27 protein-coding genes are annotated in these 23,279 nt (G+C 63.4%); 18 read left to right on the top strand and 9 right to left on the bottom strand.

What is annotated here, in order from left to right; translation table 11 throughout:
* Positions 1-9 precede the first annotated feature (9 nt).
* Genes HV798_RS07975 through HV798_RS07965 form a run of 3 tightly spaced genes read right to left on the bottom strand, consistent with a single transcriptional unit; the run spans position 10 to position 4,199 of the window.
* Positions 10-2,334 (bottom strand): CHASE2 domain-containing protein, encoded by a 2,325-nt coding sequence (locus HV798_RS07975; protein ID WP_175192351.1) that lies wholly within the window; start codon positions 2,332-2,334, stop codon positions 10-12.
* A 4-nt stretch (positions 2,335-2,338) separates the two neighbouring features.
* Positions 2,339-3,448 carry a FecR domain-containing protein gene (locus tag HV798_RS07970; RefSeq protein ID WP_175192352.1) on the bottom strand — a complete coding sequence of 370 codons (1,110 nt, stop codon included), beginning with the start codon at positions 3,446-3,448 and terminating at the stop codon, positions 2,339-2,341.
* Positions 3,449-3,482: 34 nt separating this feature from the next.
* Entirely contained in the window at positions 3,483-4,199 is a 717-nt protein-coding gene (locus HV798_RS07965) for a response regulator transcription factor (protein ID WP_175192353.1), read from the bottom strand.
* 259 nt (positions 4,200-4,458) lie between these two features.
* Here HV798_RS07965 and HV798_RS07960 point away from each other — a divergent pair, with 259 nt between their 5' ends.
* From HV798_RS07960 to HV798_RS07880, 17 genes are all read left to right on the top strand, one after another.
* Positions 4,459-5,160 carry a response regulator transcription factor gene (locus tag HV798_RS07960; protein WP_175192354.1) on the top strand — a complete coding sequence of 234 codons (702 nt, stop codon included), beginning with the start codon at positions 4,459-4,461 and terminating at the stop codon, positions 5,158-5,160.
* A 636-nt stretch (positions 5,161-5,796) separates the two neighbouring features.
* Positions 5,797-6,174: a 30S ribosomal protein S12 gene (gene rpsL, locus HV798_RS07955; protein WP_005017264.1), complete on the top strand. Its 378-nt coding sequence runs from the start codon at positions 5,797-5,799 to the stop codon at positions 6,172-6,174.
* Positions 6,175-6,340: 166 nt separating this feature from the next.
* Entirely contained in the window at positions 6,341-6,811 is a 471-nt protein-coding gene (gene rpsG, locus HV798_RS07950) for a 30S ribosomal protein S7 (protein WP_006216561.1), read from the top strand.
* Positions 6,812-6,829: 18 nt separating this feature from the next.
* Entirely contained in the window at positions 6,830-8,932 is a 2,103-nt protein-coding gene (gene fusA / locus HV798_RS07945; protein ID WP_025141318.1) for an elongation factor G, read from the top strand.
* Between the two features lie 78 nt (positions 8,933-9,010).
* A complete protein-coding gene (tuf, locus tag HV798_RS07940) occupies positions 9,011-10,201 on the top strand; it encodes an elongation factor Tu (protein ID WP_175192346.1) in 1,191 nt (396 codons plus the stop codon).
* Between the two features lie 73 nt (positions 10,202-10,274).
* A complete protein-coding gene (rpsJ, locus tag HV798_RS07935) occupies positions 10,275-10,586 on the top strand; it encodes a 30S ribosomal protein S10 (RefSeq protein WP_003806903.1) in 312 nt (103 codons plus the stop codon).
* Positions 10,587-10,947: 361 nt separating this feature from the next.
* On the top strand, positions 10,948-11,637 hold the full coding sequence (gene rplC, locus HV798_RS07930) for a 50S ribosomal protein L3 (protein ID WP_175192355.1): 690 nt from the start codon (positions 10,948-10,950) through the stop codon (positions 11,635-11,637).
* A gap of 4 nt (positions 11,638-11,641) precedes the next feature.
* Positions 11,642-12,259 carry a 50S ribosomal protein L4 gene (rplD, locus tag HV798_RS07925; protein ID WP_175192356.1) on the top strand — a complete coding sequence of 206 codons (618 nt, stop codon included), beginning with the start codon at positions 11,642-11,644 and terminating at the stop codon, positions 12,257-12,259.
* Positions 12,256-12,552, top strand: coding sequence for a 50S ribosomal protein L23 (gene rplW, locus HV798_RS07920; protein ID WP_006216557.1), 297 nt, complete (start codon positions 12,256-12,258; stop codon positions 12,550-12,552). Before rplD ends, rplW begins: the two co-directional genes overlap by 4 nt.
* Entirely contained in the window at positions 12,553-13,380 is an 828-nt protein-coding gene (gene rplB / locus HV798_RS07915; protein ID WP_025136344.1) for a 50S ribosomal protein L2, read from the top strand.
* A gap of 12 nt (positions 13,381-13,392) precedes the next feature.
* The gene (gene rpsS / locus HV798_RS07910; protein ID WP_006216555.1) at positions 13,393-13,668 is read left to right on the top strand and encodes a 30S ribosomal protein S19; all 276 of its coding nucleotides are present in this window, start codon (positions 13,393-13,395) and stop codon (positions 13,666-13,668) included.
* Between the two features lie 3 nt (positions 13,669-13,671).
* Entirely contained in the window at positions 13,672-14,001 is a 330-nt protein-coding gene (gene rplV, locus HV798_RS07905; protein ID WP_006227021.1) for a 50S ribosomal protein L22, read from the top strand.
* A 9-nt stretch (positions 14,002-14,010) separates the two neighbouring features.
* Entirely contained in the window at positions 14,011-14,802 is a 792-nt protein-coding gene (gene rpsC / locus HV798_RS07900) for a 30S ribosomal protein S3 (protein WP_025136343.1), read from the top strand.
* A 2-nt stretch (positions 14,803-14,804) separates the two neighbouring features.
* Positions 14,805-15,221 (top strand): 50S ribosomal protein L16, encoded by a 417-nt coding sequence (gene rplP, locus HV798_RS07895; RefSeq protein ID WP_006389610.1) that lies wholly within the window; start codon positions 14,805-14,807, stop codon positions 15,219-15,221.
* A 13-nt stretch (positions 15,222-15,234) separates the two neighbouring features.
* Complete coding sequence (gene rpmC / locus HV798_RS07890; RefSeq protein ID WP_003806912.1) at positions 15,235-15,426, top strand: 50S ribosomal protein L29; 192 nt, start codon at positions 15,235-15,237, stop codon at positions 15,424-15,426.
* Positions 15,427-15,428: 2 nt separating this feature from the next.
* A complete protein-coding gene (gene rpsQ, locus HV798_RS07885) occupies positions 15,429-15,710 on the top strand; it encodes a 30S ribosomal protein S17 (protein WP_006216549.1) in 282 nt (93 codons plus the stop codon).
* Between the two features lie 99 nt (positions 15,711-15,809).
* Positions 15,810-16,286, top strand: coding sequence for a hypothetical protein (locus HV798_RS07880; protein ID WP_246288620.1), 477 nt, complete (start codon positions 15,810-15,812; stop codon positions 16,284-16,286).
* Between the two features lie 100 nt (positions 16,287-16,386).
* On the opposite strand, the gene HV798_RS07875 is transcribed toward HV798_RS07880, so the two are convergent.
* From HV798_RS07875 to HV798_RS07850, 6 genes are read right to left on the bottom strand one after another with little or no spacing between them, the layout of a single operon-like run.
* Positions 16,387-17,454: a branched-chain amino acid ABC transporter permease gene (locus HV798_RS07875; RefSeq protein ID WP_175192357.1), complete on the bottom strand. Its 1,068-nt coding sequence runs from the start codon at positions 17,452-17,454 to the stop codon at positions 16,387-16,389.
* 11 nt (positions 17,455-17,465) lie between these two features.
* Positions 17,466-18,476 carry a branched-chain amino acid ABC transporter permease gene (locus tag HV798_RS07870; protein WP_025136339.1) on the bottom strand — a complete coding sequence of 337 codons (1,011 nt, stop codon included), beginning with the start codon at positions 18,474-18,476 and terminating at the stop codon, positions 17,466-17,468.
* Complete coding sequence (locus HV798_RS07865) at positions 18,473-19,225, bottom strand: ABC transporter ATP-binding protein (RefSeq protein ID WP_175192358.1); 753 nt, start codon at positions 19,223-19,225, stop codon at positions 18,473-18,475. The genes HV798_RS07870 and HV798_RS07865 overlap by 4 nt, the downstream gene beginning before the upstream one ends.
* Complete coding sequence (locus tag HV798_RS07860) at positions 19,222-20,007, bottom strand: ABC transporter ATP-binding protein (protein WP_175192359.1); 786 nt, start codon at positions 20,005-20,007, stop codon at positions 19,222-19,224. Before HV798_RS07860 ends, HV798_RS07865 begins: the two co-directional genes overlap by 4 nt.
* Before the next feature lie 12 nt (positions 20,008-20,019).
* Positions 20,020-21,192: a substrate-binding domain-containing protein gene (locus HV798_RS07855; protein ID WP_175192360.1), complete on the bottom strand. Its 1,173-nt coding sequence runs from the start codon at positions 21,190-21,192 to the stop codon at positions 20,020-20,022.
* A 15-nt stretch (positions 21,193-21,207) separates the two neighbouring features.
* Positions 21,208-22,104, bottom strand: a complete 897-nt coding sequence (locus HV798_RS07850) for an alpha/beta fold hydrolase (protein WP_175192361.1) — start codon at positions 22,102-22,104, stop codon at positions 21,208-21,210.
* Between the two features lie 162 nt (positions 22,105-22,266).
* On the opposite strand from HV798_RS07850, the gene HV798_RS07845 reads away from it, so the two are divergent.
* Positions 22,267-23,226 carry an AraC-like ligand-binding domain-containing protein gene (locus HV798_RS07845; RefSeq protein ID WP_175192362.1) on the top strand — a complete coding sequence of 320 codons (960 nt, stop codon included), beginning with the start codon at positions 22,267-22,269 and terminating at the stop codon, positions 23,224-23,226.
* The last annotated feature ends 53 nt before the right edge of the window (positions 23,227-23,279 follow it).

Genomic DNA, 23,279 nt, shown 5'->3' with positions numbered 1-23,279 from the left:
TGCGCGCGGCTAGTCGGCCCGGGCTTCGTCGGGCGCCATCGGCAACTGCAGTGTGAAGACCGAGCCCGTGCCCAGTTCGCTGGTCACTTCGACCTCGCCGCCGTGGCGCTGCGCCACCGTACGCACGAACGCCAGTCCCAGTCCGGCCCCGCCCACATCTGCCTTGGTGTCGACGCCGACCCGGGCGAACGGTTCGAACAGCCGCGCCAGGTCCTGTGGCGCAATGCCCTGTCCGTGATCACGCACCGACGCACGCCAGTAGCCAGGCGCGGCGTCGATGCCGCACTCGATGCGGGTCTGCGCAGGGCTGTACTTGATGGCGTTGTCGATCAGGTTGCACAGCGCCCGCATCAGCAGTGTCTGGTCGCCTCGCACATACGCCGCCGGTAGCGGCGTGCGCACGACCAATTCGATGCCCCGTTTGTGCGCCGATGCCCAGAACTCATCCACACCGTCCTGCAAGAGGCTGCCCAGGTCCAGTTCGACGGCGTTGATGGCCATCGACTCCGCCCGCGTGAGATGCACGAAATCATCGACCAGATGCAGCGTGCGGTTGGCCAGCGCCGCGATACGCGTCAAGGTCTCGTCCTTGCCGGGCGCTACGCCGTTTTCCTGCGTCATCTCGACCAGCGCCAGGATCGAGCTTTGCGGCGCACGCATGTCGTGCGAGATGAAGCGCAGGGTTTCCTCGCGCTGGCGTTCGGCGTGACGGATGCCGGAAATGTCGGTCAAGGTGGCGACCGTACCGGCGAAATTGCCCTCGGCGGTGTGGATCGGCGCGCATTTCAGGATCAGGTCGCGGCCGGCGCGATCGCGGACTTCCAGGTCCGCGCTCCAGGGAGATTGGTCTGACGCCGGACCCTGGCCGCTCAGCACCTGCGCGACGCGTTGACGTGTCGAGTCGTCGCTGATGGTCTTCTCGAGCAGGTGCGTGGCAGGATGGCCGACGCGGGGCGGACGCATGCCCAGCCGCTGAAAGTACATGACCGCGGCCTGGTTGCGAAACTGCATCCGGCCTTCCTGGTCGAACACCAGGGTTGCGTCCGGCATGCCATCCAGGCCGTCGGCCAGGAATCGACGCAGGTTGCGCACGCGCGCCAGCGCCCGTCGCAGTTCGCCGACTCGGCTTTCGAGCGATGCGGTCGGGCCGTTGAACTGCGCCCGGGCTTCGTTCAGCACGGGAGGGTATTCGCGCTGCAGTCGGCGCAACTCGGTATCCATGTAGCGCAGGGCTGCCTCCTGGCTGCGCCAGCTCCACAAGGGATAGCACAGCGCCACGCCGACCAACGCAGCCGTCGGCGCAAACCATAGATAGCTGTGGCCCAGCAGCAGCAGGCTGGATATCAGCACCAGGGCCAGCAGGCCGATGTTGACCAGTAGCGCCTGGTTGGGCGACAGCCGCCACAGAGCCAGACAGGCAAGCAGCACGGGCAGTGCGGAAAACAGGGCGTTGAGCCAGGGGGCGGGCGGCTGAAAGGCGATGTCGTCGTTGGCGGCTTGCAGGAGATTGGCGATGATCTCCACGCCAGGCATGCCGCTGACCTCGTGCGAGACGGGCGTGGTGTAGGCATCGCCCAGGCCGGTCGCCCACGCGCCCACCAGCACGTATTTGCCCCGCAGCTGCTCGGGGGGCACATCGCCGCGCAACACGGAAAGATAGGACACCGCCCGCGTATGCGCGGCGGGGCCTGCGTAGGGGATCAGGATGCTGCCGTCCGGCCGGGCGCGCCGCAGCAGGTTGTCGCTCAGCGCCGCCTGTCCGCCGACATCGAGCATGCTCAGGGCGAAGTGACGCCAGTGCTCGCCGGCAAAGCCGACAGTCAGCACCGCCGATCGCAACACGCCGTCGGCATCCATGCTGGCGTTGATGAAGCCGCTGCCGGCCGCGGCCTGCGCCAGGATGGGAATGGGCGTGCTGATGGAAGACGGATAGACCAGTCGATCGAGCACCACGGGCAGCACGGTGTGGCCGTTGCGCCGGATGCTGTCGGCCAGGATGGCGTCGTCGCCAGGGTGGACGGTGTCGGGTTCGGCAAAGATCAGGTCCAGCCCGACCGCACGCGCGCCTTGCAGGCGATCCAGCAACGCCGCGTGCACGGCGCGGCGCCAAGGCCAGCGTCCCAACGCTTCGATGCTGGTGTCGTCGATGGCCACGATCAGGATGTCCGGCGACATGTCGCGTCCGGTCAGGGCGACGGCCCGATCATAGAGAATCTGGTCGATCCGCCCCAGGCCGTTGAACGAACCCAATAACGCCGCCAACAGCGCCAGTACCACCGTCAACCACAGCCCTGATCGCGAGGTCCGGTCGATGGGGTCGGTGGCGTCCGGCATGCCGCTAGAACTCAGTCAACGTCACGAATCCGCCGGAGCCGGTGGCCACACCCAGGCCGCTGCTGGTCATCAGCAGGTTCACGCCCGTGAAGGTGGCCGTGGCATCCGTGCCGCCCAGGCCCAGTTCGTCGATGGCGCGCACCGACACATAGAATGTGCCGGGACCGGGGGCGCTGAAACGGATATCAGGGCTTTCGAACTGCCTGGATGACACGGGCTGCGTGCCATCGGCGTCGCGCGACACGCGCACCAGGTAGCCCTTGGCGCCGGGCACGGGGGCGAAGGCGCTGGTCCAGGCGCCGCCGCCGGCTCGAACAGGTTCGCCGAGCTGCGGGGCTGCCAGCAGCGGCCGCACGCCGGATACCTGGCCATTCGCGCCGATGGCCGCGCCAAAGCCCTTTGCCACCGCGACAGGCCGCGCCGGCGCTTCGCCGGGCGCGTGCGGCTGCAGCCGCACGCTGCCTTCCAGGACTTCGCTGTGTACGCCGTGGCTGCCGCTTTGCACGCGGAACCGCGTGCCGCGCACGCCGGTGACAGCGACGGGTGTGCGGACCTCGAAGCGGCCCACGCCTTGCCCGGTCGGCGCGACGGTGGATTCGACACTGCCGCGTTCGACGTGGATGACGGAATCCGTCAGGTCGGTGCCTTCGAACTGGCGCAGGCGAGTCAGCTCCACGGCGCCGTCGGCCGGCAGCGTCAGCTTGGAGCCATCGGCCAGTTCCAGCGTGACGAAGCCGTTGGGCGCCGTGACGACCTTGCTGCCTTCGGCCACGTTGGCGCCAGGCTTGAGCGCCTGACCATTCAGGTTGGCCTGGCCGCTGACGTGCACGACACGCGCGTCGGCTGGCCGCTCGGGAATCATCGACAGCGGTATGCGCAGCTCCAGGCCGATGGGCAGGCGCTCCGGCGTGGTGACGCTGTTCAGCGTCTGCAACGGACTCCAGTTGGCCTGGTTGCGCGTGTAGGTCGAGGCGATGTTGATCAGCGTGTCGCCTTGGCGCACGCGGTAGATGAAGTTCTCTCCCAGCGCGCCGGCGGGTTGGCTATGCGAGGAAGTGGCGAGCAGCAGGCCGGAAAGCAGGGCAAGCAAAGAAAGCGCGCGGCAGCGGCTCATGACTTTCAAATCTCCAGGTAATACCCGCCAGGCGCTAAGGCGCGGGGGGCGGACTGTCTTCGGACGGGCTGATCAATTCCAGCCGGTAGCCGAGCGCATACGACGAGCTAAGACGCACGCCATGTTCCGGACGCAGCTGCAGCTTTTGCCGGATGTTGGACAGGTGCGTGTCCAGCGTGCGGGAGGTCGCGGGGATCTCGCGGTTCCAGACGCACTCGGCCAACACGTCGCGCGACATGAGGCGGCCCAGATTGCGAAAGAACAGCAGCGCAAGTTCGAACTCCTTGGGCGCCAGCGCAACCGGCGAGCCATTGAGCGAAATCGTGCGGGGGGCGGGCTCGATGCGGTAGTTCGCGACATCGAACGCCTCGTTGGCGGGCTCGGCGATCTGGCTGCGACGCAGCAGGGCGGCGACGCGCGCCAGCAATTCCAGCGGCCGCAGCGGCTTGACGATGTAGTCATCGGCGCCCGCCCGCAGGCCTTCGACCAGGTCGTCCTCGCTGGACCGGTTGGTCAGGAAGATGACCGGCACGCGCGGTCCGATGTTGGCGCGCAGCCAGCGCACCACATCATCGCCGTCGATATCGGGCAGGTGCCAGTCCAGCAGCACCAGGTCGAAGGTCTCGTTGCGCAACGCGGCAAGCAGGTCGCGGCTTTGTTGATAGCTGGTGCAGGTGTATCCGGCGGCAGTCAGGACTTGCTGGATGCGTCTTGCCTGGTCCAGGTCGTCTTCCAGCGACGCGATTTTCATCAGACGTGGTCTCGCGAAGGTTGGCTGCGCAAGCGCGCCCTGTGGCGCCCTACTGCAAGAAGGGAAAGGAATTGTGTAATGGAATGATAACTCGCGTCGCGTCACTGTTGGCTACGTTGTGCCAAGAACTGTCAAACATTGCAAAGTTAACGAATCTTGACTGGAGTTGTTGCACAACAACGGGCCAAACTGTCCTTACCGTCCAGTCAACCGGCGCGGTCTGCCGGGAACTGGGGGGACGAAGGGATGGAAAGAACATATGAATCAATTGCGCGTACTGATGATGTCGCCGGACGAGGCTGCACGTAACACCGCTGTGTCCGCACTGCTTCAAGCTGGGATTTCGGCCCGTGGCTGCTCGACGTCCCTGGAACTGTTTGGCCTGCTCAGCAATGGCACCTATGACGCCGTCGTGTTGAACGTGGGCACGCTGGGTGAGGTGGGCTATGCCCTGGTTGCCCGCCTGCACGGTTCTTCCTCGCTGGGCATCGTGGTGATGGGGAACAATCTGTCCCTGGATACCCGCCTGCGTTGCCTGCAGAGCGGCGCCGACGCCTGCCTGCCGCCGCCGCAGGACCCCCGTGAACTCGCCTGCATCCTGCTGGCCCTGGCTCGCCGCTTGCCGGCCGGACAGGACACGGCCACCGCCGAGGAGCCCGTGATGGGGCAGTGGGAGCTGCGCGACCAGGGCTGGACGCTGGCGGCGCCTTCGGGCGCGACGATCTCGCTGTCGGCCAACGAACGCCTGATCGTGCGGTCTCTGCTGGAAGTGGCAGGCCGGGCCGTCGGGCGCAACGAGCTTGGCGATGAACTGCGGGTCGAAGGCGGGGGCGCACGCTCCAGCGGCTCGCGCAGCATCGATGTGATCGTCAGCCGACTGCGGCGCAAGGCCGAACTGGCCGGCGTGATGTTGCCGATCCGCACGGTCTACGGCAGCGGTTACCTGTTCGCCGACCAATAACCGCCCGCGCCGCCAGGCTCGGGGGTACACTGCCCACCGGACTTCCGGTTTCAACCGATCCGGCCCAACGCTCGCGCGCCTGCCGCGGCCCTCTCGGCCCGCTGGCAACCTGCGGCGGCACCACCGCCCAGGGGCATCGCCTTCTGTCGCGATAATTTGGCCCCATTTTTGTCGACCTGGGTCCGACCTGCGCCTAACACGCTGTCTTTTGCCGGCAACGCGCTTGCGCGTGGCGCTTACAAAAGATTTTGACAGTGCGCCCTGATCTAAGCTATGCTAAAGGGCTTACTGCTTTATTCGCGCGCAAAGTTTGATACCACCGACTGGCGTATCAAGGCGCCAGGAAGACAGGTCCGGCCAATCCCAAGCAATGCCTTGCCATGCATCACCTGCATGGCGCAGCTGAACTTGGCGGCCCAAGGCCAAAGGGGTGCGTCACGAGCCCCCGTCGACCGACGCTGCCATTTGACGGTCTCAGGTTTGTGCGTTTGTCATGGTTTGTTGGCAAGCCCGCTCTTTTACGTATACGAACGTTTGAGGCGGTTTTGCGCGAACTGCCTTCTCCGAAAGTTCTTTGCTTGAGGAGACGAGTACGTAAGTACTTACCAGTGGTACGTAAAAGGGATTTCAAAGGTCATGCCTACCATTAGCCAACTCGTGCGCAAGCCGCGCGAAGTCAGCATCATCAAAAGCAAGAGCCCCGCGCTCGAAAACTGCCCGCAACGCCGCGGCGTGTGCACTCGCGTGTACACCACCACCCCCAAGAAGCCGAACTCCGCTCTGCGCAAGGTTGCCAAAGTGCGTCTGACCAACGGTTACGAAGTCATTTCGTACATCGGCGGTGAAGGCCACAACCTGCAAGAGCACTCGGTGGTTCTGGTGCGTGGCGGTCGTGTGAAGGACTTGCCCGGTGTGCGTTATCACATCGTGCGCGGTTCCCTCGACCTGCAAGGCGTCAAGGATCGTAAGCAAGCCCGCTCGAAGTACGGCGCCAAGCGCCCGAAGAAGGCTTAATAACGAGTCAGCAGTACCCCCGCGTGGCGGCCATCCGCCATCAGGGAAGTGCAACCGCGCCGTCCGGAGTATGGGAAGGTGCGCGGCACGTAAGGGGTCGTCCTATTGGGCGGCCATGGCCGTGTAATGAAACACGGTTCAACTGAACAGACACAAGGAAGCAACAATGCCCCGTCGTCGCGAAGTACCCAAGCGCGAGATCCTGCCCGATCCCAAGTTCGGCAGCGTCGAGCTCGCCAAGTTCATGAACGTCGTCATGCTGGACGGCAAGAAGGCCGTCGCCGAGCGCATCGTCTACGGTGCCCTCGAGCAAGTGCAAACCAAGACCGGCAAAGAGCCGATCGAAGTTTTCAGCCTGGCGATCAACAACATCAAGCCGATCGTCGAAGTGAAGAGCCGCCGCGTTGGCGGTGCCAACTACCAAGTGCCGGTTGAAGTGCGCCCCGTGCGCCGCCTGGCCCTGGCTATGCGTTGGCTCCGTGAAGCCGCCAAGAAGCGTGGCGAGAAGTCGATGGATCTGCGTCTTGCTGGCGAACTGATCGACGCCTCCGAAGGTCGTGGCGCCGCGATGAAGAAGCGCGAAGACACGCACAAGATGGCAGAGGCCAACAAGGCCTTCAGCCATTTCCGCTGGTAATTTAAGGACTAATCCACCATGGCCCGCAAAACCCCGATCGAGCGCTATCGCAACATTGGTATCTCTGCGCACATCGATGCAGGGAAAACCACCACGACCGAACGTATCCTGTTCTACACCGGCGTCAATCACAAGATTGGCGAAGTGCATGATGGCGCAGCCACCATGGACTGGATGGAACAAGAGCAAGAGCGTGGCATCACCATTACGTCGGCAGCTACGACGGCGTTTTGGCGTGGCATGGCCGGCAACTACCCCGAGCACCGCATCAACATCATCGACACCCCGGGCCACGTGGACTTCACCATCGAGGTGGAGCGTTCCATGCGCGTCCTGGACGGTGCCTGCATGGTCTACTGCGCGGTGGGCGGTGTTCAGCCCCAGTCCGAAACCGTGTGGCGTCAAGCCAACAAGTACGGCGTGCCGCGTCTGGCGTTCGTCAACAAGATGGACCGCACCGGCGCGAACTTCTTCAAGGTCTATGACCAGCTGAAGACGCGTCTGCGCGCGAACCCCGTGCCCATCGTGATCCCCATCGGCGCCGAAGACACGTTCCAAGGCGTGGTCGATCTGGTCAAGATGAAGGCCATCATCTGGGACGAAGCCAGCCAAGGCACCAAGTTCGACTACAAGGACATTCCGGCTGAGCTGGAAGGCGTCGCGAACGAATGGCGTGAAAAGCTGGTTGAAGCCGCCGCTGAGTCGTCGGAAGAGCTGATGAACAAGTACCTGGAAACGGGTTCCTTGGACGAAGCCGAAATCAACCTGGCCATCCGTCAACGCACCATCGCTGGCGAAATCCAGCCGATGCTGTGCGGCACCGCCTTCAAGAACAAGGGCGTGCAGCGCATGCTGGACGCGGTCATCGACTACCTGCCTTCGCCCGTGGACATTCCCCCGGTCGACGGCATGGACGACGACGGCAATCCCGTGCAGCGTAACGCTGACGACGGCGAGAAGTTCTCGGCTCTGGCTTTCAAGCTGATGAGCGATCCGTTCGTGGGTCAGCTGACCTTCGTGCGCGTTTACTCGGGCGTTCTGAAGTCGGGCGATACGGTCTACAACCCCATCAAGGGCAAGAAAGAACGTATCGGCCGCATTCTGCAGATGCACGCGAACAACCGCGAAGAAATCAAGGAAGTGTTGGCAGGCGACATCGCCGCCGTGGTGGGTCTGAAAGACGTGACCACCGGCGAAACGCTGTGCGACATCGACTCCCACATCCTGCTCGAACGCATGGTGTTCCCGGAGCCCGTGATTTCGCAGGCTGTTGAACCCAAGTCGAAGGCTGACCAGGAAAAGATGGGTCTGGCGCTGTCGCGTCTGGCTCAGGAAGATCCGTCGTTCCGCGTGCGCAGCGACGAAGAATCCGGCCAAACCATCATTTCCGGCATGGGCGAGCTGCACCTGGAAATTCTGGTCGACCGCATGAAGCGCGAATTCGGCGTGGAAGCGAACGTCGGCAAGCCCCAGGTGGCTTACCGTGAAACCATCCGCAAGACCTGCGACGAAGTTGAAGGCAAGTTCGTCAAGCAGTCGGGCGGTCGTGGTCAGTACGGTCACGTGGTTCTGAAGGTCGAGCCGTTGGCTCCTGGCGGCGGCTACGAATTCGTGGACGCCATCAAGGGCGGTGTGGTTCCTCGCGAATACATCCCCGCGGTGGACAAGGGCATCCAGGAAACGCTGCCTTCGGGCGTGCTGGCTGGCTACCCGATCGTCGACGTCAAGGTCACGCTGTTCTTCGGTTCGTACCACGATGTGGACTCGAACGAAAACGCGTTCAAGATGGCCGGCTCCATGGCATTCAAGGAAGGTCTGCGCAAGGCCAGCCCCGTGCTGCTGGAACCGATGATGGCCGTTGAAGTCGAAACGCCTGAAGACTACGCTGGTACCGTGATGGGCGATCTGTCCTCGCGTCGCGGCATGGTTCAGGGCATGGACGACATGGTTGGCGGCGGCAAGACCATCAAGGCCGAAGTTCCGCTGGCCGAGATGTTCGGTTACGCCACGAACCTGCGTTCGCTGACGCAAGGTCGTGCCACGTACACGATGGAATTCAAGCATTACTCCGAGGCCCCCAAGAACGTCGCTGACGAAGTCATCGCCGCTCGGGCCAAGTAAATAACCCTTGTCGGGGCTGCCCATCCGGGCGGTCCTGGCAGAAATCCAAGTTTCCTTGAAAGTTAAAGGATAGAGATCATGGCAAAAGGCAAGTTTGAACGTACCAAGCCGCACGTGAACGTGGGTACGATTGGTCACGTTGACCACGGCAAAACGACGTTGACGGCGGCGATCACGACCGTTCTGTCGAGCAAGTTTGGCGGCGAAGCCAAGGGCTACGACCAGATCGATGCGGCTCCTGAAGAAAAGGCTCGCGGTATCACGATCAACACGGCACACGTCGAGTACGAAACGGAAGCGCGTCACTACGCACACGTTGACTGCCCGGGCCACGCCGACTACGTCAAGAACATGATCACGGGCGCTGCCCAGATGGACGGCGCGATCCTGGTCGTGTCGGCCGCTGACGGTCCGATGCCGCAAACGCGTGAACACATCCTGCTGAGCCGCCAGGTTGGCGTGCCGTACATCATCGTCTTCCTGAACAAGGCTGACATGGTTGACGACGCCGAGCTGCTCGAGCTGGTGGAAATGGAAGTTCGCGAACTTCTGTCGAAGTACGACTTCCCGGGCGATGACACCCCGATCGTCAAGGGTTCGGCCAAGCTGGCGCTGGAAGGCGACAAGGGCGAACTGGGCGAGCAAGCGATTCTGTCGCTGGCGCAAGCGCTGGACACCTACATCCCGACGCCTGAGCGTGCCGTTGACGGCGCGTTCCTGATGCCGGTTGAAGACGTGTTCTCGATCTCGGGTCGCGGCACCGTGGTGACCGGCCGTATCGAACGCGGCATCATCAAGGTTGGTGAAGAAATCGAAATCGTCGGTATCGTTCCGACGGTCAAGACGACCTGCACCGGCGTGGAAATGTTCCGCAAGCTGCTGGACCAAGGTCAAGCTGGCGACAACGTGGGCATCCTGCTGCGCGGCACCAAGCGTGAAGACGTCCAGCGCGGCCAAGTTCTGGCCAAGCCGGGCTCGATCACCCCGCACACGGACTTCACGTCCGAGGTGTACATCCTGTCCAAGGAAGAAGGCGGCCGCCACACCCCGTTCTTCAACGGCTATCGTCCCCAGTTCTACTTCCGCACGACGGACGTGACGGGCACGATCGACCTGCCGGCCGACAAGGAAATGGTTCTGCCGGGCGACAACGTGACGATGACCGTCAAGCTGCTGGCCCCGATCGCCATGGAAGAAGGTCTGCGTTTCGCCATCCGTGAAGGCGGTCGTACCGTCGGCGCCGGCGTCGTCGCCAAGATCCTGAAGTAATTCGGATCTCTTAAGCAGCACACAACCAGCGAGAGCGCTCGCCGCTCTCGCGTCTCGTTCTTTAGGAAACGCCATGAAAAACCAAAAGATCCGTATCCGCTTGAAAGCCTTCGATTACAAGCTGATCGATCAATCGGCCGCTGAAATCGTCGACACCGCCAAGCGCACGGGCGCCGTTGTCCGCGGCCCGGTGCCGCTGCCCACGCGTATCCGTCGTTACGACGTGCTGCGTTCGCCGCACGTCAACAAGACGTCGCGTGACCAGTTCGAAATCCGTACCCATCAGCGCCTGATGGACATCGTTGATCCCACCGACAAGACCGTTGACGCCCTGATGCGTCTGGACCTGCCGGCCGGCGTCGACGTCGAAATCGCGCTGCAGTAAGGCGTATCGGGTCCGCTACCTTCGCCAGTGGACTCGCAAGAATGGCCGCAATCCTCCGGGACTGCGGCCATTTGTTTTTCTGCCACAGCCTGGTCCCCAGGGGGCAGGACAGGGCGCATTTCACGCTAAGTGCTTGTGTTGCCTGAAAAAATCGTGCTAATATGCGAAGCTTGCCATTTTGTGGCGAGTCTAACTATGGCGAAAGCCTGAGTTACCTCAGTGTTTTCAAGGTGCCCCCGGGTGCCTTCTGAAAAGACCCGGGGTGCAAAGGTTCAGCCAGGTTGAACATAGTCGTAGGGCAAAGGCCGTTACCTTTTGCCTGATTAGCCCCGACCAATCGCAGTCGGGAATGGAGAATACGATGTCGAATTCGACACCCACGCCCGCCGCTCATCGGCTGGGGCTGGTGGGTCGCAAGGTCGGCATGACCCGCATTTTTACCGAGGAAGGTGAATCCATCCCGGTGACCGTGCTGGACGTGTCGAACAACCGCGTGACCCAAGTTAAGTCGCTGGAAACCGACGGCTACGCCGCGATCCAAGTGGCTTATGGCACTCGTCGTGCCTCGCGTGTGGCTCAGCCGCAAACGGGCCACTACGCCAAAGCTGGCACTGAAGCCGGCAGCATCCTGAAAGAATTCCGCCTTGATCCCGCTCGCGCCGCTGAATTTGCGGCCGGTGCCGTGATCGCCGTGGAATCGGTGTTCGAAGCCGGCCAACAGGTCGACGTCACGGGCACCACCATTGGTAAAGGCTTCGCCGGTACCATCAAGCGTCACAACTTCGGTTCGCAGCGCGCGTCGCACGGTAACTCCCGTTCGCACCGCGTTCCGGGCTCGATCGGTCAAGCTCAAGATCCGGGCCGCATTTTCCCGGGTAAGCGCATGGCAGGTCACCTGGGTGACGTCACCCGCACCGTTCAAAACCTCGACGTCGTTCGCGTTGACGTTGAGCGCGGCCTGCTGCTGGTCAAGGGCGCTGTCCCCGGCCACGCTGGCGCCGACATCGTCGTGCGTCCGGCCATCAAGGCCCCGGCCAAGAAGGGAGCGTAAGTAAATGGATCTCAAGCTCCTGAACGACCAAGGTCAGGCCGCGACTTTCAGCGCGCCCGACACGATCTTCGGCCGTGACTTCAACGAAGCGCTGATTCACCAGATCGTGGTGGCTTTCCAAGCCAATGCCCGTGCCGGCAACCGCGCTCAGAAGGATCGCTCGGAAGTCAAGCACTCGACCAAGAAGCCCTGGCGCCAGAAGGGTACCGGCCGCGCTCGCGCCGGTATGACTTCGTCGCCGCTGTGGCGTGGCGGTGGTCGGATTTTCCCGAACTCGCCGGAAGAGAACTTCAGCCAGAAGGTCAACAAGAAGATGTACCGCGCCGGGATCCGTTCGATCCTGTCGCAGCTGGCTCGCGAAGACCGCATCGCCGTCGTCGAATCGTTCGATCTGGAATCGCCCAAGACCAAGGCTGCCGCTGCAAAGCTGAAGAGCCTGGGCCTGGACTCGGTCCTGATCATCACCGACAGCGTTGATGAGAATGTTTACCTCGCCACCCGCAACCTGCCGCACGTTGCTGTTGTCGAGCCCCGTTATGCCGATCCGTTGTCGCTGGTCCACTACAAGAAAGTGCTGATCACCAAGCCGGCCATCGCTCAACTCGAGGAGATGCTGGGATGAACGCTGAACGCTTGATGCAAGTCATTCTGGCTCCGATCGTGACCGAAAAGGCCACGTTCGTCGCTGAGAAGAATCAGCAAGTCGCTTTCCGTGTCGTGGCTGACGCTACCAAGCCGGAAATCAAGGCTGCCGTCGAACTGCTCTTCAAGGTGCAGGTCGAGTCCGTGCAGGTCCTCAACCGTAAGGGCAAAGTCAAGCGCTTTGGCCGATTCGTTGGCCGCCGCCGCAATGAGCGCAAGGCTTACGTTTCGCTCAAGGACGGCCAGGAAATCGACTTTGCGGAGGTGAAGTAAATGGCCCTCGTAAAAGTTAAGCCGACTTCGGCCGGCCGCCGTGGCATGGTGAAGGTTGTCAGTCCCAACCTGCACAAGGGTGAGCCCTACGCGCCGCTGCTGGAAAAGAAGACCCGTGGTTCTGGCCGTAACAACAACGGTCACATCACGATCCGCCACCGTGGCGGCGGTCACAAGCAACACTACCGTGTCGTCGACTTCCGTCGCGACAAGGACGGCATCCCGGCGAAGGTCGAGCGTCTGGAATATGACCCCAACCGTACGGCGCACATCGCTCTGCTGTGCTACGCCGACGGCGAGCGTCGTTACATCATCGCTCCGCGTGGTCTGGAAGTGGGCGCTACGCTGCTGTCGGGCGTCGAAGCCCCGATCCGCGCTGGCAACACGCTGCCGATCCGCAACATCCCGGTGGGTACGACGATTCACTGCGTCGAAATGCTGCCCGGCAAGGGTGCCCAGATGGTCCGTTCGGCCGGCGCTTCCGCCGTCCTGCTGGCTCGCGAAGGCATCTACGCTCAGGTGCGTCTGCGCTCGGGTGAAGTCCGCCGTGTGCACATCGAATGCCGCGCCACCATTGGTGAAGTCGGTAACGAAGAACACAGCCTGCGCCAAATCGGCAAGGCCGGTGCAATGCGTTGGCGCGGTGTCCGCCCGACGGTTCGTGGCGTGGCCATGAACCCGGTCGATCACCCGCACGGTGGCGGCGAAGGCCGTACCGGTGAAGCACGCGAACCGGTCAGCCCGTGGGGCACTCCGGCGAAGGGTTTCAAGACCCGTCGCAACAAGCGGACGAACAATATGATCGTCCAACGGCGCAAGCGCAAGTAAGAGGCGAACACTATGTCACGTTCGATCAAGAAAGGCCCGTTTGTCGATGCTCACCTGATCAAAAAGGTGGACACGGCCGTCGCGGGCAAAGACAAGAAGCCGATCAAGACCTGGTCGCGTCGCTCGACGATCCTGCCCGAGTTCATCGGTCTGACGATCGCTGTGCACAACGGCAAGCAGCATGTTCCCGTTTACATCAACGAGAACATGGTCGGTCACAAGCTGGGCGAGTTCGCGCTGACCCGTACGTTCAAGGGTCACGCCGCGGACAAGAAGGCGAAGAGGTAAGCGATGGAAACTACTGCCATTATCCGTGGGGTTCACATCTCCGCTCAAAAGACGCGTCTGGTTGCGGATCTGATCCGCGGCCAGAAGGTCGGCCGTGCGCTCGAGATCCTCACCTTCTCGCCGAAGAAGGCTGCCGTCATCCTGAAGAAGGCTGTCGAGTCTGCCATCGCCAACGCCGAGCACAACGACGGCGCCGATATCGACGAACTGAAAGTCACCACGATCTTCGTGGACAAGGCTCAGTCGATGAAGCGCTTCTCCGCTCGCGCCAAGGGCCGCGGCAACCGTATCGAGAAGCAGACCTGCCACATCACGGTCAAGGTCGGAGCTTAAGGAGTCACGATGGGTCAGAAAATTCACCCCACTGGGTTCCGTCTCGCGGTCACCCGTAATTGGTCCTCGCGTTGGTTCGCCGACGACAAGGCCTTCGGCGCCATGCTGGCCGAAGACATTCGCGTTCGCGAGTACCTGAAGAAGAAGCTCAAGAGCGCCTCCGTTGGTCGCGTGATCATCGAGCGTCCGGCCAAGAATGCCCGCATCACCGTCTACTCGGCTCGTCCGGGCGTGGTGATCGGCAAGCGCGGCGAAGACATCGAAAGCCTGAAGGCTGATCTGCAGCGTCTGATGGGCGTGCCCGTGCACGTCAACATCGAAGAAATCCGCAAGCCGGAAACCGATGCTCAACTGATCGCCGACTCGATCTCGCAACAGCTCGAGAAGCGCATCATGTTCCGCCGCGCCATGAAGCGCGCCATGCAGAACGCGATGCGTCTGGGTGCCCAAGGCATCAAGATCATGAGCTCGGGCCGTCTGAACGGTATCGAAATCGCCCGCACCGAGTGGTATCGCGAAGGCCGTGTGCCGCTGCACACCCTCAAGGCCAACATCGACTACGGCACCTCCGAAGCCCACACCACGTACGGCGTGATCGGCATCAAGGTCTGGGTCTACAAGGGCGACATGCTGGCCAACGGCGAATTGCCGCCGGAAACCGCTGCCCCGCGTGAAGAAGAACGTCGTCCGCGCCGCGCTCCGCGTGGTGATCGTCCGGACGGTGCTCGCACCGGTCGTCCGGGTGGTCGTGGCCGTGGTCCCCGCAAGGCGGACGCTGCTCCGGCGCCTGAAGGAGAATAACCATGCTGCAACCCTCTCGCAGAAAGTATCGCAAAGAGCAGAAGGGCCGCAACACCGGTCTGGCGACCCGTGGTACCCACGTGTCGTTCGGCGAATTCGGTCTGAAGGCCACCGGCCGTGGCCGTCTGACCGCCCGTCAGATCGAAGCTGCTCGTCGTGCCATCAATCGTCACATCAAGCGTGGCGGCCGTATCTGGATTCGCATTTTCCCGGATAAGCCCATCTCGCAGAAGCCTGCCGAAGTCCGTATGGGTAACGGTAAGGGCAACCCGGAGTACTGGGTTGCTGAAATTCAGCCCGGCAAGGTGCTCTACGAAATGGAAGGGGTTAGCGAAGAGCTCGCGCGTGAAGCTTTCCGCCTGGCCGCTGCCAAGTTGCCGATTTCGACCACGTTCGTCGCGCGTCATATCGGTGCTTAAGGAGTACTAAGACATGAAAGCCAGCGAACTCCGTTCGAAAGACGCCGCCGAGCTCGGCAAAGAGCTCGAAAGCCTGCTGAAGGCGCAATTCGGTCTGCGTATGCAGAAGGCCACGCAGCAGCTTGCCAACACCAGCCAGCTGCGTAACGTGCGCCGCGACATCGCGCGCGTGCGTACCTTGCTGACCGAGAAGGCAGGGAAATAAAGATGAGCGAAACTCAAAACACCCAAGTGGCCAAGCGCCAGCGTACGCTGGTCGGCAAGGTCGTCAGCAACAAGATGGACAAGACTGTCGTCGTTCTGGTTGAGCGCCGCGTCAAGCACCCCATCTTCGGCAAGATCATCATGCGTTCCGCGAAGTACAAGGCGCACGATGAATCGAACCAGTACAACGAAGGCGATACGGTTGAAATCGCTGAAGGCCGTCCCATCTCGCGCTCGAAGTCGTGGCGTGTGGTGCGTCTGGTTGAAGCCGCACGTATCATCTAAGTAAAAGCAGGCCATCGGAACGGTTCACCGTTCTGATATAAAACGGCAAGGGCTCATCCCCTTGCCGTTTTTTTTCGTTTACGGATATCCAAGGGCATCATGCGCGGTTTGATGAAGAGGGATGGGCGGGTGCTGTTGATCGTGGTCGGATTGGCGTTGGCGCCGATGGCGGTCGCCGCGGACCCGGCCACCGTTGGCAGGAACGTGCTGAACGCGGGTCCCGATCCTCGCGTCCAGCTCGATGGCCTGTCACGTGATCACGCCGCCATCTTCGGCACCCAGGACGAAGACGAGCAGGCCGTGCTGGATCAGGAGCGCGCGGTGCAGACGCAGCAGGATCAATTGCGGATGCTGGAGCGGCTGTTGACCCAGAAGCCGGCTGCAGCCAATCCACCAGCTGCGGCCACCATCCCGTTGAGCAAGCCGACGGATGCACCCATGAATATGGCGCCTTTGGCGCCGACCCCGTCCGGCTCGAAACTGGGTGGGGAGGCGCAGCGCAGCATCGACCAGATGCAAAAGCGCGTCAATGAACTGCGCCGTGGCGTGGATACGTCGGCACAAGGCGCACGCTGAATGCGCAGCCGCGTAAAGTAGTCACGGGCAGGTCGCCTGAACGCGCTTTGCGCATGTTCAGGCCGCCTTCGCTGTGTAGCCGGGCAGGCCTGTGTGTTCGCTACGGACGCCGGGCCAGTTCCCGCAGCCGCCCCGCAACGCCCGTGGGAAAGTAATACACCGACAGCACGAACAGAATGCCCAGCCACAGCAGCCAGCGGTCCGGTTCGAACAGCAGCGCCAGCGGCGCGACGCCCGCGACGGCGTCGTGGATCACGTGCAGTCCATCCTGCAGGTAGCTTTGGGCGAACACGAACAGGCTGGCGCCGATGATCGCGCCGTACATCGTGCCCATGCCGCCGATCACTACCATCAGCAGAATGTTCAACATGATCTCGAACGACAGCGATGTGTCCGGACCGTTGTAGCGCAGCCAAAGTGCATAGAGGGCACCCGCCAGCGTCGCGAAGGCCGCGGCAAGCAGGTTGGACAGGCTGCGGTACAGCACGGTGCGGTAGCCGATCGCTTCGGCACGGAAGGGATTTTCGCGAATCGCCTGCAGCACGCGGCCGAATGGCGAATTGACGATACGCAGCAGCATCAGGAACAGCACCACGCACACGGCGGCGATCAGGTAGTAGGTGATGATGCGGCCGTCGATCGTGACACCGAACAGCGGTTCCGACAGCGGCCGGTAGGCCGGGCGCAGCATCTGCGGCACCTTGAAGTTCAAGCCATCCTCGCCGCCGGTCAGGTTGGACAACTGCGAGACCAGCGTCTGGAACGCCGCAGCCACGGCCAGTGTGATCATCGCGTAGAAAATGGCCCGCACCCGCAAGCTGGCCAGGCCGATGATCAGCGCGAAGACCAGCGATACCGCCAGGCCGGCGCCCACGCCTGCCAGGACGGACAACCAGCTGGCGTCCAGGCGCACGCTGGCAATGGCCACGCCATAGGCGCCGATGCCGAAGAACATGGTGTGGGCGAAGCTGACGATGCCGGTGTAACCCAGCAGCAGGTCATAGCTGGCGACCAGAATCACGAACACCAGGATCTTGGCGGCCACGGCCAATGCCTTGGGGCCCGGGAACAGGAAGGGCGCGGCGGCCAGGGCCACGACGATGGCGATCAGCATGAGCGCCAGCAAGGTGCTGCGCGGAGGATCGCCGGAGAGCAGACGGAAGGACATGGCGGCGGTTCCTAGCGATTCGTGACCGGATACACGCCTTGCGGGCGCCACAGCAAAATGGCGACCATCAGGGCGATATTCGAAAACAGCGCGGCCTTGGGCATCAGAAAGCCGGTGTAGTTGGCCATCAGGCCCACCAGCAGTGCGCCGATCAGGCAGCCTACCGTGGACCCCAGGCCGCCGATCATGATGACGATGAAGATCAGCACGTTCACCTGCGCGCCCAACTGCGGCACGATGGATTGCTGGTACAGCCCCCACAGCACACCGCCCAGGCCCGCCAGCATCGACCCGGCGACAAACACGCCGACGAACAGGTGGCGGATGCGGTAGCCCAGGCTTTCGACCATTTCGCGGTCTTCGACGCCAGCGCGAATGAGCAATCCCAGCTTGGTGCGATTGAGCAGCCACAGCATGCCGCCCAGCACGGCCAGGCCAACCACCAGCGCGACGATGCGGAATTTCTCGATGGCGGCATCGCCGACCAGTACCGCGCCGCGCAACGCGTCAGGCAATGGCAGCGACAGCGTCTGCGGCCCCCACAACATCTTGATGATCTCTTCGCCGATGATCATGCCGCCCATCGTGATGAGGATCTGCTTGAGATGCTGGCCATAGACGGGCCGCACAATCACGCGTTCGAACGCGACGCCCACGGCGCCGGCCACCAGCATGCCCACGATCAGGGCAGGGAGCACCGCGGCCAGGTTCAACCACAGGCTGCCGGATTGGGTCCAGTCGGCCATCGAGCCCAGCACGGTGGCGGCCATGTAGGCGCCGATCGCGATGAACAGGCCATGGCCGAAGTTCAGCACGTCCATCAGCCCGAACACCAGCGTCATGCCCGAGGCGACGATGAAGATGATCATGCCCATGGCCAGGCCGGCGAAGGTCAGCGTGACCCAGGTCGAGAACGAGCCGACGAGCGGCAGGGCGATGGCGGCCAGCGCAAGCACCAGCAGCACGGGGCGCAGGTCAGCGCGCGTGCGCGGCAGCGGCGCATCGATATCGGCGGCAGTCATTGGTGGGCTCCCAGGGACAGGCCCAGCAGGCGGGTCTGCAGCGCTTCGTCTTGCGCCAGCTGCGTCATGCTGCCGGCGTGCACGACGCGGCCATTGTCCATGACCGCCACGTGATCTCCCACCTGGCGCGCGAAATTGAAGTTCTGCTCCACCAGCAAGATGGTGGTCGAGGCTTGCTTGAGTTCGATGAAGGCGTCGATCATGTTCTGGATGATGGCGGGCGCCAGGCCCTTGCTGGGTTCGTCCACCAGCAGCAGGCGGCGCGGCTCGATGATGGCGCGGGCAACGGCCAGCATCTGCTTCTGGCCACCCGACAGCTTGCCGGCGGGGTGCAGCCAGAATTTCTTGAGCGCCGGGAAGAAGCCGAAGATCCATTCCAGCCGGGCGGTGTCGAGCTGGTTGGCGCTACGCGCCTGGCGGGCCGCGAGCAGGATGTTTTCCTTGACTGACAGGTCGGCGAAGATGCCCATGTTTTCGGGGACGTAGGCGATGCCCAGCCGCGCCATATCGGGCGGCGAGGTGCGTACGCCAGGACCGCCGGCCGGCGCGCCGTCGAAGGCGATGCGGCCTTGTGTGGCCTTCCACAGGCCCATGATCGTGCGCAGCGTGGTGGTCTTGCCGGCGCCGTTGCGGCCCAGCAGCATGGTGACGGCCGCAGGCGGCACGGCCAGGTCCACGCCATGCAGGATGTGATACGCGCCGATATGCGTGTGCACATCGTTCAGTTCCAGCAGCGGGGCCTGGGTCACTGGGGCGTCCTCACGGAAGGGGCGGCCGACGGGCTGACGCCCAGGTAGGCCTGTTGCACGATGGGCGAGGCGATCACCTCGGCGGGTTCGCCGTCGGCCATCAGTTGGCCGTTGTGCAGCACCACGATGCGGTCTGCCAGCTCGCGCACCACATCCATCTTGTGCTCGACCAGCAGAATGGTCTTGGTGGGGTCCTGCTTGATTTCGCGTATCAGGTCCAGCACCACGGGCACGTCATCCACGCTCATGCCGGCGGTGGGTTCGTCGAACATGAATACTTGGGGTTCCAGTGCGATCAGCATGGCGATCTCGAGTTTGCGCTGGTCGCCATGGGGCAGGTCGGCGGCAAGCTGGTCGCGACGAGCGGTCAGCCGGGTGCGTTCCAGCAGCGCGTCGGCGCGCGCCAGCAGCGTGCGGTCGTCATCCCAGGTACGCCAGAAGCGAATCTGCCGCCAGCCCAGGCCTTGTTGGCGCGACTGCAGTGCCAGCCGCACGTTCTCGTGCACGGACAGGCGCGGAAACAGTTGCGTGAGCTGGAAGGCGCGGCCCAGGCCTGCGTGCATGCGGGCCGGCGCCGACAGCCCGGTCAGATCGCGGCCGTTCAGGTGTACCGAACCCACACTGGCGCGCAGCTGTCCGGAGATCAGGTTGAAGTAGGTGGTCTTGCCCGCGCCGTTGGGGCCGACGATGGCCGTCAGGCTGCCGGGCGTGAAGCGGCAGCTCACGGCATTGACGGCCACGTGGCCGCCAAAGCGGATCGTGAGCGATTGGGTTTCCAGCATGGAAGGCGAGGCTCAGCGTTTGTTCTGGATCGGCACGGCCATCTGGTCGGGCGTGATTTCCTTGACCAGGTCCTGCACCGCCCACGGCACGGAGGGATCATTCTTGATGCGGAAGTGGTACATCGACTGCATGGCCTGGTGGTCTTCCGGACGGAAGGTCATCTTGCCCTTGGGCGTGTCGAAGCTCATGCCTTCCATCGCCTTGATGAGCGTGTCGGTATCCGAATTGCCCGCCGTCTTGTTCAGCGCGGCCACCAGGGCGATGCCGGCCGACATACCGCCTGCGGTGAAGAAGTCCGGCGGCTGGCCGAAGCGCTTCTGGTGTTCGGCTACCAGCCAGTCGTTGACCGGATTCTTCGGAATGCCGTAGTAGTAATAAGTGGCGCCTTCCATGCCGGCCAGCGGCTTGAGCGGCGTCATCGCGGCCAGCGTGTTGCCGCCCGTGGCGATTTCAATGCCGAAGCGCTTGGGGTCCAGGTCGGCGATCTTGAACGGATTGCCGGCGCCTGCCCAAAGGATGAAGATGATCTTGCGGCCGGGCTTGTCTTTCAGCGCATCGAACAGGCGCTGGGCGCCCGCCGTGAAGTCGGTGGCATTGGCCGGCAGGTATTCCTCGTGCACGATCTTGGCCTGCTTGAGCGCGCCCTTGAAGGCCTTGACGCCGTCGCGGCCGAACGCGTAGTCCTGCGCCAGCATGGCGATGGACGTGCCCGCCTGGTCGAAGGCGACCGCGTTGGCGATGGCGTCCTGAGACGAATTGCGGCCGGTGCGGAAGATGTACTTGTTCCACTTGTCGCCCGTGATCGAATCGGCGACGGCGGGCTCGACCAGCAGGATCTTTTCGTATTCTTCGGCGATGGGCAGCATGGCCAGTGCCACGCCGGACGACGTGGGTCCCACGGCGATGTCGGCGTTATCGTCGGCATACGCGGACGCGAGTTGGGCGCGCGCGACATCCGGCTTGCCCTGGTTGTCCTTTTCGATGACGCGGATCTTGCGGCCGGCCACCGTCATGCTGCCCTGAGTGGCGTATTCCAGGCCCAGCATCAGGCCGTTGTGGGTCTGCTTGGCGTAGGCTTCCAGCGGGCCCGTCTTGTCGTAGACGTGCGCCACGACGAAATCCTTGGCCGCGGCGGCCGAACTCAGGCACAGGCCGACCAGCGTGGCGAGCAATAAGCGTTTCATGGGAGTCTCCTTGTTCTACTGATTGCCGGCGGCGCTGATGGCGGCCGAGGTGGCGAGAAAGCGGCGGATCGCGTCGATCTGCGGCGCGACATTCAGGGCAGGAGCGTGACCGCAATCGGGGAAGTCGATGCGTTCTGCGCGCGGTCCGCGCTGGGTCATGGCATGGGCGACCTCGGGCAGCAACAGGTCGGAATCGGCGCCGCGCAATAACAGCAGCGGCATATCCAGGCTGTCGTATTCCGTCCAGCGCTCGTAGTCGGTGGGGTGATGGCTGAACTGCCCGACAATCGCCGGGTCGTAGTGCGCGGTGACGCGCCCATCGGGCAGCCGGCGTACCGATGTCTCGGCCATGCGGCGCCATTGCTCGTCGCTCTGCCAGCCATAAGGCTTGTAGGCGGCGCGCAGCCAGGTCTCGAGTTCCGTGACGGTATCGAAGGCGGGCGGGTTGCCGGCATAGGCCAGGATGCGTGCGATGGCCGGCTGCGGCAACGTCGGGCCGATATCGTTGACCACCAGGTGCGAGACGCGCCCTTTGAGCGTAGTGGCGGCCGCAAGCATGCCGGTGGCGCCGCCCATCGACGTGCCGACCCAACGCACGCGCGTCAGCGCCAGGCCATCGAGCAGGGCGCGCGCCAGCCGGGCGTAGAACCCAAGCTGGTATTCCGCGACCGGGTCCGGGCTCCATTGAGACAGGCCGCGGCCGATCGTGTCGGGGCAGATGATGCGGTAGTCGCCCGCCAGCGCCTGCGCCAACTCATCGAAGTCACGACCAGTCCTGGCCAGGCCGTGCCACATGATGAGCGCAGGGGCATCGGGGGCGCCCCACTCGGTGTAATGCAGCTCGCGGCCTTCGCAGCGCAGGTAGCGCGAAGCCGGGGCGTGGCGGGCGGCCTGTGCCGGCGCGTTAGCCATGAGTCTCCTCCCGGGTTGTCCAGGTTGTATGCTTATCGGGCTGAATATAGACTTGCCCCCGGCGCGGCCACAATGCGCCAGACCGCCCGCGGCAGGGTGAGTCAAGAATATGTAGACGCAGGATCACAAGCGTCCAGCCCCCGCGAACCAGGAGACCGCGCCATGCCCGATACGGAATTTGCCATTTCGGCCAGTGCCGGCGCCGAGCGCCACGAGCAATGGCGCGCGGCCCTGTCCGACGCCTTCGGGCCGTTCGAGGTGCATCACGGCCAGGGCGGCCGTTTTGCCGGGCACGTGCGCTACGTGCGGCGGGCCGCCTTGCAGTTCAATGACCTGCACTATCAGGGACAGAAGATTGAGCGCACCGCCGGCAATGTGTCGCGGCTGGACCAGGAGTTCTATACCTTCGGCCTGCCTTTGACCGGGCCGTTGGCGGTGGTGCAGCAGGGGCGTGAATTCCAGGTCGAGCCGGGTTGCGTCTACCTGATGAACCAGAGCCTGCCTTATCAGGCCACCGCCCTGGGCGCCGACGGCTACCGCAGCCTGAGCGTGTCGTTTCCGCGCAGCGCGCTGTCGCAGCGCGATTCTCGCATCGGCCCGTTCTACAAGCTGCGCGTCGATGACGGCTCGCCAAGGGGGGCGATGCTGGCCAGCTATATGGACCACCTGTTCAAGGGCCTGGATGGCTGGACGGCAGCCGAAGCGGCCGAACTGGGCGAACGGCTGATCGACCTGATCGTGCTGTTCGTGGTGCAGCCGGGGCAGGGCCATGCGTCGGCATCGGACAGCAGCGTCACCATGGCGCACCGGCAACGGGCCATGGCCTACATCCGCCAGCATCTTGCCGACCCGGCGCTGACACCTCAGCGGGTGGCGCAGGGCTGTGGCGTGTCGGTGGCTTATCTGCACCGCATCTTCCAGGCAGGCGACCTATCCGTGGAAAGCTTCGTGTTTGACCAACGCCTGGAGCGCTGTCGTGAATTGCTGTTGAATCCGGCGCAGCGTCACCGCGGTATCGCCGAATTGGCCTACCAGGCCGGTTTCGCGCATCCCTCGCATTTCAGCCGGCTTTTCAAGCAGCGCTTTGGCGTGTCGCCGCGCGAGTGGCGCGCACGCGGCTAGACCGGGGGCGGTACGACAGCGCAAAAAAAGGCCCGCTTGCGCGGGCCTTGTCG

The sequence above is a fragment of the Achromobacter deleyi genome, assembly GCF_902859705.1.
GTDB lineage: Bacteria > Pseudomonadota > Gammaproteobacteria > Burkholderiales > Burkholderiaceae_B > Achromobacter > Achromobacter deleyi.
The sequence above is the reverse complement of the archived record's forward strand: the minus strand, read 5'-3'. Positions and strand labels throughout refer to the sequence as shown.

Bases quoted from the DNA above. Each gene is read 5' to 3' on its own strand.
- HV798_RS07975 (WP_175192351.1), bottom strand. From the start codon at position 2,334: ATGCCGGACGCCACCGACCCCATCGACCGGACCTCGCGATCAGGGCTG.
- HV798_RS07970 (WP_175192352.1), bottom strand. From the start codon at position 3,448: ATGAGCCGCTGCCGCGCGCTTTCTTTGCTTGCCCTGCTTTCCGGCCTG.
- HV798_RS07965 (WP_175192353.1), bottom strand. From the start codon at position 4,199: ATGAAAATCGCGTCGCTGGAAGACGACCTGGACCAGGCAAGACGCATC.
- HV798_RS07960 (WP_175192354.1), top strand. From the start codon at position 4,459: ATGAATCAATTGCGCGTACTGATGATGTCGCCGGACGAGGCTGCACGT.
- rpsL (WP_005017264.1), top strand. From the start codon at position 5,797: ATGCCTACCATTAGCCAACTCGTGCGCAAGCCGCGCGAAGTCAGCATC.
- rpsG (WP_006216561.1), top strand. From the start codon at position 6,341: ATGCCCCGTCGTCGCGAAGTACCCAAGCGCGAGATCCTGCCCGATCCC.
- fusA (WP_025141318.1), top strand. From the start codon at position 6,830: ATGGCCCGCAAAACCCCGATCGAGCGCTATCGCAACATTGGTATCTCT.
- tuf (WP_175192346.1), top strand. From the start codon at position 9,011: ATGGCAAAAGGCAAGTTTGAACGTACCAAGCCGCACGTGAACGTGGGT.
- rpsJ (WP_003806903.1), top strand. From the start codon at position 10,275: ATGAAAAACCAAAAGATCCGTATCCGCTTGAAAGCCTTCGATTACAAG.
- rplC (WP_175192355.1), top strand. From the start codon at position 10,948: ATGTCGAATTCGACACCCACGCCCGCCGCTCATCGGCTGGGGCTGGTG.
- rplD (WP_175192356.1), top strand. From the start codon at position 11,642: ATGGATCTCAAGCTCCTGAACGACCAAGGTCAGGCCGCGACTTTCAGC.
- rplW (WP_006216557.1), top strand. From the start codon at position 12,256: ATGAACGCTGAACGCTTGATGCAAGTCATTCTGGCTCCGATCGTGACC.
- rplB (WP_025136344.1), top strand. From the start codon at position 12,553: ATGGCCCTCGTAAAAGTTAAGCCGACTTCGGCCGGCCGCCGTGGCATG.
- rpsS (WP_006216555.1), top strand. From the start codon at position 13,393: ATGTCACGTTCGATCAAGAAAGGCCCGTTTGTCGATGCTCACCTGATC.
- rplV (WP_006227021.1), top strand. From the start codon at position 13,672: ATGGAAACTACTGCCATTATCCGTGGGGTTCACATCTCCGCTCAAAAG.
- rpsC (WP_025136343.1), top strand. From the start codon at position 14,011: ATGGGTCAGAAAATTCACCCCACTGGGTTCCGTCTCGCGGTCACCCGT.
- rplP (WP_006389610.1), top strand. From the start codon at position 14,805: ATGCTGCAACCCTCTCGCAGAAAGTATCGCAAAGAGCAGAAGGGCCGC.
- rpmC (WP_003806912.1), top strand. From the start codon at position 15,235: ATGAAAGCCAGCGAACTCCGTTCGAAAGACGCCGCCGAGCTCGGCAAA.
- rpsQ (WP_006216549.1), top strand. From the start codon at position 15,429: ATGAGCGAAACTCAAAACACCCAAGTGGCCAAGCGCCAGCGTACGCTG.
- HV798_RS07880 (WP_246288620.1), top strand. From the start codon at position 15,810: ATGCGCGGTTTGATGAAGAGGGATGGGCGGGTGCTGTTGATCGTGGTC.
- HV798_RS07875 (WP_175192357.1), bottom strand. From the start codon at position 17,454: ATGTCCTTCCGTCTGCTCTCCGGCGATCCTCCGCGCAGCACCTTGCTG.
- HV798_RS07870 (WP_025136339.1), bottom strand. From the start codon at position 18,476: ATGACTGCCGCCGATATCGATGCGCCGCTGCCGCGCACGCGCGCTGAC.
- HV798_RS07860 (WP_175192359.1), bottom strand. From the start codon at position 20,007: ATGCTGGAAACCCAATCGCTCACGATCCGCTTTGGCGGCCACGTGGCC.
- HV798_RS07855 (WP_175192360.1), bottom strand. From the start codon at position 21,192: ATGAAACGCTTATTGCTCGCCACGCTGGTCGGCCTGTGCCTGAGTTCG.
- HV798_RS07850 (WP_175192361.1), bottom strand. From the start codon at position 22,104: ATGGCTAACGCGCCGGCACAGGCCGCCCGCCACGCCCCGGCTTCGCGC.
- HV798_RS07845 (WP_175192362.1), top strand. From the start codon at position 22,267: ATGCCCGATACGGAATTTGCCATTTCGGCCAGTGCCGGCGCCGAGCGC.